This window comes from Gordonia sp. NPDC003950 (genome assembly GCF_053605205.1).
This window is the reverse complement of the sequence record NZ_JBSGIT010000071.1, coordinates 1-1287: the sequence shown is the minus strand read 5'-3', so window position 1 is coordinate 1287 and position 1287 is coordinate 1. Positions and strand designations below refer to the sequence as shown.

General features: G+C 63.1%; 1 protein-coding gene. It reads left to right on the top strand.

The genetic code is table 11. The annotated features are described in order from the left end of the window. Positions 1-83: 83 nt before the first annotated feature. Positions 84-1228, top strand: a protein-coding gene (locus ACWETB_RS23885; protein ID WP_452214078.1) for an IS3 family transposase whose coding sequence is annotated in 2 segments (ribosomal slippage) — positions 84-360 and positions 360-1228 — 1146 coding nt in all. Because the reading frame shifts where the segments join, the coding sequence is not laid out codon by codon here. Positions 1229-1287: the final 59 nt, after the last annotated feature.

Sequence of the window (1287 nt, the reverse complement as noted above, 5' to 3'; positions counted from 1 at the left end):
GTGGCGTGTCCCCCGTGAACCGGTCCGGGCTGTTCTAGAGTCCTGATTGCCCTGATGAGGGCGGAGAAGGGACGATAGGGATCATGGCAGGACGGAAGCGTCACTCGGCCGAGGACATCGTGCGCAAGTTGCGCCGGGCTGACGAGTTGGCCGCGGAGGGTAAGACCGGCGAGGAGATCGCCGCCGATCTGGAGGTGTCGGCGGCGACGTTGTATAACTGGCGGCGCCAGTACGGCGGGATGGATGCCGACGCGGCGAAAGAGCTCAAGGAGTTGCGTGAGCAGAACAGCCGGCTCAAGCGGTTGCTCGCTGATGCGGAGTTGGAGAAGGACGCGCTGCGGGAGATCGCCCGGGGAAAATTCTGAGCCCGGCCGCCAAACGCGCTGCGATCGACATGCTCAAAGATGTCAAGAACATGTCAGAACGTATGGCGTGCAAGGTGGTTGGGCTTTCCCGCTCAGCCTATCGGCAGCTGCCGTTAGCGCAGACACCGGCCGACCCGGACGCGGCTTTGCGTGAGCAACTGCGTACCTACGCCCGCACACATCCCCGGCATGGGTTTCGTCGGGCGTGGGCGCATCTACGGTTCGACGACGGCATCGAGGTGAACAAGAAGAAGATTCACCGGTTGTGGAAGGAGGAAGGCCTGCAGGTGCGGCGCGCTCCGCGCCGTAAACGGGCGGGCCAGTCCTCGGTGCCGATTATCGATGCGGACGCGCCGAAAGTGGTGTGGGCATTGGACTTTCAGTTCGATTCGACCGTTGATGGGAAGAAGGTCAAGATCGCGTCGATGGTCGATGAGCACACCCGGCAGTCGCTGCTGAACATCGTCGACCGCTCGATCACCGCCGAGCGGCTCATCGAGGAGTTGGAGAAGACGTTCGCGATCTGGGGTGGCCCGCCGCTGGTGCTGCGCATGGATAACGGGCCCGAGTTCATCTCAGAGGCCCTCCAAGCGTTCTGCGCAGGGTCGGTAGGCATCTCCTACATTCCGCCCGGCACGCCATGGAACAACGGGTTCATCGAGTCGTTCAACAACCGGCTGCGCGACGAATGCCTGAACCGCAACTGCTGGCCCACCCTGCTCGAGGCCCGCGTAGTCATCGGCGACTTCAAGGATGACCACAACCACCGACACCGCCACTCAGCGCTGGGCTACCAGACCCCGGCCGAGTACGCTGCCGGATGCACCCACCAACATCACCCCGTGGCCTGCGAGATCGACTGATCGACTGCAAGAAGGAACTGGCTCTAGAACTGACTGGACCGGTTACCGGGGACCTGCCA